Source organism: Bacillus sp. ISL-57, assembly GCF_018613135.1.
Taxonomy (GTDB): domain Bacteria; phylum Bacillota; class Bacilli; order Bacillales; family DSM-1321; genus Peribacillus; species Peribacillus frigoritolerans.
Map to the genome: position 1 here is coordinate 1 of NZ_JAGGQV010000043.1, position 7,810 is coordinate 7,810.

Annotated in this window: 8 protein-coding genes and 1 pseudogene; 7 read left to right on the top strand and 2 right to left on the bottom strand. The window is 35.3% G+C overall.

Going from position 1 to position 7,810, the window contains the following annotated elements; all coding sequences use genetic code 11:
• Positions 1–289: GNAT family N-acetyltransferase (locus J7I90_RS27080; protein WP_214775007.1), on the top strand; the 289-nt coding region annotated here is incomplete at its 5' end.
• 284 nt (positions 290–573) lie between these two features.
• Positions 574–930, top strand: a complete 357-nt coding sequence (locus J7I90_RS27085) for a GNAT family N-acetyltransferase (RefSeq protein WP_311381024.1) — start codon at positions 574–576, stop codon at positions 928–930.
• A gap of 82 nt (positions 931–1,012) precedes the next feature.
• Here J7I90_RS27085 and J7I90_RS27090 read toward each other — a convergent pair.
• Positions 1,013–1,438: pseudogene (locus J7I90_RS27090) on the bottom strand (GNAT family N-acetyltransferase); the annotation flags it as partial.
• A gap of 167 nt (positions 1,439–1,605) precedes the next feature.
• Between J7I90_RS27090 and J7I90_RS27095 the strand changes: the two are divergent.
• From J7I90_RS27095 to J7I90_RS27915, 4 genes are all read left to right on the top strand, one after another.
• Positions 1,606–1,734 carry a sporulation protein Cse60 gene (locus J7I90_RS27095; RefSeq protein ID WP_214775012.1) on the top strand — a complete coding sequence of 43 codons (129 nt, stop codon included), beginning with the start codon at positions 1,606–1,608 and terminating at the stop codon, positions 1,732–1,734.
• 236 nt (positions 1,735–1,970) lie between these two features.
• On the top strand, positions 1,971–2,174 hold the full coding sequence (locus J7I90_RS27100) for a cold-shock protein (protein WP_096340629.1): 204 nt from the start codon (positions 1,971–1,973) through the stop codon (positions 2,172–2,174).
• 558 nt (positions 2,175–2,732) lie between these two features.
• On the top strand, positions 2,733–3,194 hold the full coding sequence (locus J7I90_RS27105; protein ID WP_214775019.1) for a CarD family transcriptional regulator: 462 nt from the start codon (positions 2,733–2,735) through the stop codon (positions 3,192–3,194).
• A gap of 440 nt (positions 3,195–3,634) precedes the next feature.
• Positions 3,635–3,823, top strand: a complete 189-nt coding sequence (locus J7I90_RS27915) for a cold shock domain-containing protein (RefSeq protein WP_214775014.1) — start codon at positions 3,635–3,637, stop codon at positions 3,821–3,823.
• Between the two features lie 1,410 nt (positions 3,824–5,233).
• Here J7I90_RS27915 and J7I90_RS27115 read toward each other — a convergent pair.
• On the bottom strand, positions 5,234–6,472 hold the full coding sequence (locus J7I90_RS27115) for an IS110 family RNA-guided transposase (RefSeq protein WP_311381025.1): 1,239 nt from the start codon (positions 6,470–6,472) through the stop codon (positions 5,234–5,236).
• Positions 6,473–6,844: 372 nt separating this feature from the next.
• Here J7I90_RS27115 and J7I90_RS27120 point away from each other — a divergent pair, with 372 nt between their 5' ends.
• A complete protein-coding gene (locus J7I90_RS27120) occupies positions 6,845–7,462 on the top strand; it encodes a LysE family translocator (RefSeq protein WP_214775016.1) in 618 nt (205 codons plus the stop codon).
• Positions 7,463–7,810 lie beyond the last annotated feature (348 nt).

A 7,810-nucleotide genomic window follows, 5' to 3' on the forward strand; every position in this document is an offset into this window, starting at 1 on the left:
ACATTCAACTGAACGAGTAAAGGAGTATTCAGATAATCCGAAAGCTATGTTGTTAACTGCATTATCTGTTAATCATGCGAAGCAAGGAAAAGGTTATGCTAAACAAGGTATGCTCTTACTAAGTGATTTTGTTAAATCTGAATTTCCTAACTGTGATGAAATCGTTTTAGTTGTAAATCATAAAAATCTTCCTGCCCAGCAACTGTATTTGAAAGTGGGTTTTCAAGATACTGGCAAGAGAAAAATAGGTCCAATTGGTGAACAGTTTATAATGAATTTATCGGTGTAAAATACATAGTGCTTAATGAACTAACGGGTGCGTTAGTTGAAAATCGGAGTTGTCTTTAAGGCAGCTTTTTTTTATGGAACTAACGGGGCAGGATAGTTCATTAAGATGTATAATATTGGATATATTTAAGGGGGGATTCTGATGTTAATTAGAGAGGTAAAACCTGAGGATGCTGAAAGTTTCGATTGGCTAATGAAGCAAGTTGAAACTGAGGCTGATTTTATGCTTATGGAACAGGAGAAAGAAAAGGTTCTCCTGAACAACAACGTAAATGGTTGGAACGAATGGACAAAGAGAGTAATTCAACGGTACTTGTTGCGGAACAAGAAGGTCGACAATTAGTAGGATATTTAGCAGTCATTGGCGGAGATACAAGAAGAACCAAACATTCAGCCTACCTAGTTATAGGTATTTTAAAAGAATACACAGGGCGTGGTATAGGAACAAAACTATTTCAAAGGTTAGAAGAATGGGCAATAACTCATAATATCTTACGGTTAGAACTTACAGTAGTCACTCAAAATGAAGCAGGAGTATCTCTATATAATAAAATGGGATTTGAGATAGAAGGAATAAAAGGAAAATCACTAATGATAGATGACACACTTTTCGACCAGTATTTTATGTCCAAATTATTATAAGATCTTGCTAAACTAACAGGTGCTTTACTTCATTACCAGGAGCTATCAGCAGCTCCTTTTCTTATGCAACTATAGGGGCAGGAAGTCTTATTGAGTTACTATTTTCAGGCTCGACTTTTGCTTCAATCCTATTGAGATTAAGCGTATTAAACCCATAATCCAATAATGCGAGAATGGCTTCTGAAGCAAATCCGTTACCCCAGTATTCTTTACCAAGTTCATAACCGATTTCTGCTTTTAAATTCTCAAAGTCTAAGGAATTGTAGCCACAAGAACCGATAATTTGATTTGACTCTGATTGAATAATCGAATAGCGAATAGCTTTGTCTTCTTGATATAAGGCATCAAGCATTTCAATTACTACTATTGCTTGACTTTCATCAGTCAAACTATAGATATTCATAAACCTTGTAACTTCAGAATCAGACCAGATTTTAAATAAGCTAGAGGAGTCTGATACCTCCATTTTTTTCAATACTAATCGTTCAGTTTGTAATTCGGTAATCAATATTTTTACCTCCATTTTGTTTTGAAATTTCTTGTTTCAACATTTGGGGTTTAGATATTGATATCTGTGCATAGTTCAGTCGGGTGAAAGGAATTTAAATAATAGGAGTTCTTATAGGAGAATATGCCTTTTGTGTATAAATATAAGATGAAGGGAGGGATAAATTTATGTATGAGGCAAAAGGTTTTCAAAGTACAGACTTCGCAGAACTTATTCGGGTAGTTAATGATTTTCTTGGCTCATTAGAGGAAGGAAAGCTGATAGATGTTAAATACAAGCTGTTCCTCTTGCTGTAAGCATGCACACAGAATATGGAGTGAATCCTGATACAAAATATACGGCAATGATTATCATAAAGAAATAGTGAGCTTGTGGTTTTTTCTGAATCTTGACATTTCTTACAAAAAAATGTTATGATTAAAAAGAATTATTTTTGTTCGGTGTAAAGGATTTGTAACTTTTCATCTTGAAGATCACTGAGAGCAAGGATAGTATTACATTGTGTGTGTTTACACACTAGGAGGCAATACAAATGGAAAAAGGTAATGTAAAATGGTTTAATGGCGAAAAAGGCTTCGGATTCATCGAACGTGAAGGTGGAGACGATGTATTCGTTCATTTCTCAGCGATTCAAGGCGAAGGTTACAAAACTTTAGATGAAGGTCAAGCAGTGACTTTTGATGTGGAGCAAGGTCAACGTGGACCTCAAGCTTCAAACGTACGTAAAGCTGCTTAATTTTACAAAACAGGGAAGGCAGGCTCTTTTATGGGAGTCTGCTTTTCTTTTTTCTGTGAAACAAAGAACCCCCACTCGTAAAGGAGTAGGGGACATGAAAACAGTAAATCAAATGGTAAACCAAGTGTAGCATATAATTAAGGATTATCCTAATTTAATGAGAGTGGCTTATAAAATGACTCTTATTTTTATAGATACTTGAAGGATATTTTCTGCTTCGATTCTAATGGACTATCAAGGCGTATTGGGTATTTATGTTAAAATAAAGGTTGTGATGAATTGCACTTAAAGTAACGGGTAGCGATTGCTGAACAAGGCAGTCGCTTTTTGTGCAGGAAGGTTTTATATAGAATAATAATATTAAGGTTAGTAGAGGTTTCAGAATATACGCGGGAAAATTAACCTTCCCTACACGATTCCTATTGTTTTTGCTTTTTCTGATATTTAAAGAAAAAAGTAGTTGACACTGAAAATAAATTTATGGTATTATTAAAAATTTGATAAAAAATAATATATATGTTAAGGTTAAGAAGGTTACCATATATGGAGGTGGATTATTTGTTTCAAATTGGCGATAACATTGTTTATCCAATGCACGGAGTAGGTATAATTAAAGCCATAGAAGAAAAGGAAATCTCAGGGGGAAAACAACAGTATTATGTCATAAAAATGTTAATCGGTAATATGCAAGTCATGATTCCTACGGGTAAAATATTGAGTTCAAGTATACGCCCTGTTACTGACATAATTGCATTAATACACATCATAAACATTTTTCATCATGGAGAATCAGATAGATTACTGCCGTGGAAACAAAGGTATAAAGTGAACACGGACAAAATAAAAACGGGTAAAATACAAGAATGTACTGAAGTTGTACGTGATTTAATGCGTATGAAGAAAGAAAAAGCACTTAATACAAGCGAAAAAAAAATGTTAGATAACGCACATGGATTTTTGATTAGTGAACTGGGATTAATTAAAGGGATTACTGAAAATCAAATAAAAAGTTTCTGTTAAGGTTAATTTAAGATAATGTATTACATCTCCCGAAAATATCCTGAATTTTTTGGGAATATGTTTATTATTAAAAGTAAATCTTCAAAGACATTCAACTTCTCCAACTCACCTTTAGAGCATTAACCTCTTTTGTTATTTCTACAATCTAATCCACTTTTATTATTTAAATTTCTTTTACGAACGTTTGAAGTTTCATCAAATAACTCGATAAAATAGTCACTTGATTTTTGCAATCCTGATTCACACTGGCACGGACAAGGAGCCGTAAGGATGAAAGAGAGGTAGGGCTTTCATTGTTTTAGGCATACAATATATTATTTAAGTCATTATTTCTAGAAGAAAAAACATTCAATCTCACCTCTATCTTTAAGAATTTTTTACATCTACTGAGACAGTGAATAGTAATTGTTTATCTTCTTTACGTAAAAGAGAAAAACGAATTGGTAACACCATATGGTCAACTACAAAAATGGGTTCCAGACCAGGAAACCATTTTTTATTTTATTTACATAACAATAGTAAAGATTACTGGTGATGGTTTTAAATCCTTTGATGAAGGGCAACGCGTACAATTTGATATTCTAAAAGGACAACGTGGCTCTCAAGCAGAAAACGTTTCTAAAATTTAATTGATCTCCTACCCCTTGTAAATATGAACTCTGATCATAGGGGGACCAAGCATAATCACCGCTTTGTACTTGAGTATACTTTTGTCATTTCCTTTTACTTTAATGGTTTCCCCGAATAATGGGACGAGGGGACAGCTCCCTTGTCCCATGAGACTACTTGTCCAATACTCTATCCCTAGCAACTTTTCTCGAACGAGTAAGTTGCCATCTAGAAGAACAAAGGAACCACCTACTCTCCACAAGAAGATACTATAAAAAGGTCCGTATTAATAGATCCAATAGTAGCTTTTTCTTGTTCCTGTTAAAGGAGATATTATTGATGACCCAGATTTTGATTCAAGATTTCATAATGGATATGAGGTTGTAAAAGTTACCCTAAATTATGAGACAAATGAATGCTATGTATCTCTACATCCACTTGCAAATGAATTAGAGGAAATTAGTATCAATGACTATATAGAAAAATTTGTAGCACATGAATGGCGTATTGTTTCAAAAGAAGAATTATTAACCTGCTAAATGAGAAAGATTCACCGCATACCACTGCATGTTATTGAAGTAACGGTGCAGGTTTGTTGAACAAGATTAAGGTTTAAAGGAAAAGTTATGTAAGGTAATTTTTTATTAGAAAGGTGTTTCGATTGTCTTATATACATGGGGAGGTGATTTGTTGAAGGAGAGCCAAGCAAATGAAGAATTATTCTCTCTGAAAAATCTTCGGGTCCTGTGCCTTAATTCTTTCGGTAATCTTGAGAATTTGTTTTTTAAATCAATTTCCTAACCTAATTGACTTTAGATTTGTTGATACTAATGTGTTAGATGGTGACTTATCACCAATTTTAGACCATCCAACAATCCGAAGTGTAGGCTTTCTGAATAAGAGACATTACAATATTAAAGATGATAAGATGGATGCTTTGTTAAAGGATAAAAATGATGGAGAAGAATTTAGAAATGTTATCAAGTATGTAAAATATGAGACATTTAGATATATTTATTAACTCAAGTCTTAATGAACTCCCTCAGTTTAATAGATAATGCTCACGAATACTCGCTTATTCGCAGGATTTCAAACCACATGGTATAGGTTACTTTAGGTGAACGAAAGAGATAGGACCGTTTTGATAAGATGAGGGCAGATTGAAATAGGGGATCTGTTAAAAATCCCATATTATTACATATACTGCACGCATTCTCCACGCTGCCCCTGGAGGCTTTCCCTCCCATGTCTCAACGGGTCATAATCCTATGCCCTTTCATTCCTTCGTCATGCCTATCCAAGGGGTGGAGGCCGGTTTTGCTAACGGAACGGGTCATTGCCCTTTTGTTCATTACATCCAGTACTTCGTGCTTTCTTTGAAGTCCTACGAATAAGCCAACTTTCGTTAAAATAACAATGTGAATGTAAATTTACGCTGCTAGTTGTTCAAGAGGGAAGACCATTTCCGGTTTATAGGCAGAGCCATTACGAGCAATCCCTACTAGGACACGGGCGAGTTTTCCACAAAGTTTCATGATGGATTTCATTTTCTTAATCTTCTTCACTTTAACATTATTTGAGTGTAGGGCTTTAAACTCAGGGTTATTCATCACCAGACTCATGGTCGCAAGGTAGAGGTAACGCCGCAGGCGTGATCTTCCACGTTTGGAAAGAACAATTTGGCCTTTCCACTTCCCAGAGCTGGCTTCAGCGAGATGTAATCCTGCATGACGAAGGAGCGCATTCCCGTGAGCGAACCCACTCAGATCTCCAGCTTCTCCTAAGATTCCCGCCAATGAAATCTCGCTGATTCCTTTAATGGCAAGTATTTGGTTAACGAATGGAATCTGTTCCAAGACGTTTGTGACTTCTTGCGTCACTCTTTCGAGTTGGGATGAAGCGAGATCATATTCCTCTAATAACTGTTCCAAGTGAAGTTTATACGCATCAAGGGCTTGTTTGGTACCAATTGAACGCTTGGCCAATGCAAGCAGGGAACGGGCTTTTTTATGCCCGGAATGTCGCTTCATACATGATTTCCACCCGGTTACGATATCTTGAGGCTGTAAGGAACATAATTCAGCTGGGGTAGGAAAGAGGCGTAGGGTTGCGATTGCCCCTTTACATGATACGTCTTTAAACACTTGCCGGAGCTCGGGAAAGACAACATCCACCCAGCGATTAATTTGGTTGATGGAGCTAACAAGACGCTTAACGATCACATCTCGGTTAGCCATAAGGACACGAAGTTTTTCAAATGATTCTGAAGTGGAACGAACGAAGGCATAGTAGCCATTCTTCACCATATCAGCGATGACAAGGGCATCTTTTTTATCACTTTTGGATTGCGTATTATCACGATTTTCTTTGTTTCTTTTGACATGGTGAGGATTGACGGTGACGACATCCATGTTTTGTTTGACTAGCCACTTTGAAAGGTTTATCCAATAATGTCCGGTAGGTTCCATTCCGACTATCGTTGTGTCTAGGTTTTTCATTTGTTTTAGTTCCTGGATCCAGTTTAGTAATCGAGTAAAACCCTCTTCGTTATTTTCAAAAGACAAGGGTTTCCCGACCACAATGCCCCGAAAGTTTACAGCACGGGCCACGTGTACGTGTTGGGCAATATCCACACCAACAACTAGATGTTGAGCCGTAATTCTCTCAATTAGTTAATTTTGTTTGTTTTGCATTTTAAAATTCATAGTAGGGCTTCCTCCTTAAGATTTTGAGTTAGATTGGTCTCTATACTCGTATCTTACTGAGGGGCTCTATTTTTTTCAAACCTGATATTTAACGATCTACAGGAATGCTAACGGGTGCGTTAGTTCCATAGTAAGCACTAAAGAAGACCACTTTTTATGTGGTCTTTTTATTTGTTCAAAAATCAACATTAATCATTAACAAAGCCTATTTAAAATAAAAGGCTCTGTTAAAGGATGTAGTTGAATTTCTTGATGCGGGTTATAAAAAAATTCAGAATATTAAACAAACAAAATCTGTGGTAATATTGTGTTATTTAATAGGAAAGGGGAAGTAATATGGAACATTTTTATTTATTTGTAATAACGACTTTACTAATTGTACTTACTCCTGGGGCTGACACAGTATTAGTCACTAAAAATACATTGATTAATGGAAAAGGAATAGGTTTTAAAACGGTTGGCGGTGTTTGTTTGGGACTTACGATTCATATAGTAATTGCTCTTCTTGGCTTGTCTGCTGTGATTGCTAACTCTGTTCTACTTTTTAAAATTATTAAATATGCTGGAGCCGCATTTCTCATTTTTATGGGAATATCTACTCTTTTTTCAAAGCAGTTCAACTTAACGCCTGACAACACTACTTCGAATAAAAAGCAAAAAGGTTCTTATTTCTTACAAGGATTGCTCTCAAATGTACTAAATCCGAAAGCCATTGTTTTCTTTATGGCATTTTTACCTCAATTTATCATACCTGGTAAGCATAATTTAGTACATTTGGTTATCATAGGAATAACACCTGTTATATTAACGATTCTATGGTTATTTATCTATGTTAATTTGATTAATTCCATACGAGGCTGGTTTCAAAAACCATTCTTTACTTCTGCATTTCAACGATTATCAGGAATTATGTTGATATCCTTAGGGTTGAAATTAGCTTTTGATAAAAAATAATTTCAAGTTGTTTATTCAGCTAACGGGTGCGTTAGCTGAAGATCAGAGCTGTCTTTAAGGCAGCTCTTTTTTGTATGAAAATATCTTAGTAAAAAGCCATGCTAAAATAAACCCTCCATATTCTCATTTTTTTTTTCGAAGGGCGTAGATGTACTATCTCGTTATTTTAACTGGTTATGCACTTTGTTGTTTAGATGAAGCGATTGAATAGCCTTTCTTTTTTAGGTATTCGATCATTTTTAATTCTTTGTTATTTTGTTTTTCTTCAAGGTAATTTGAGCCTAGTTCATGATAAGGTTCGCCTGTTTTTAAGATGTTGTAAGCAATCGTTATTAGTAAATGGGCAGA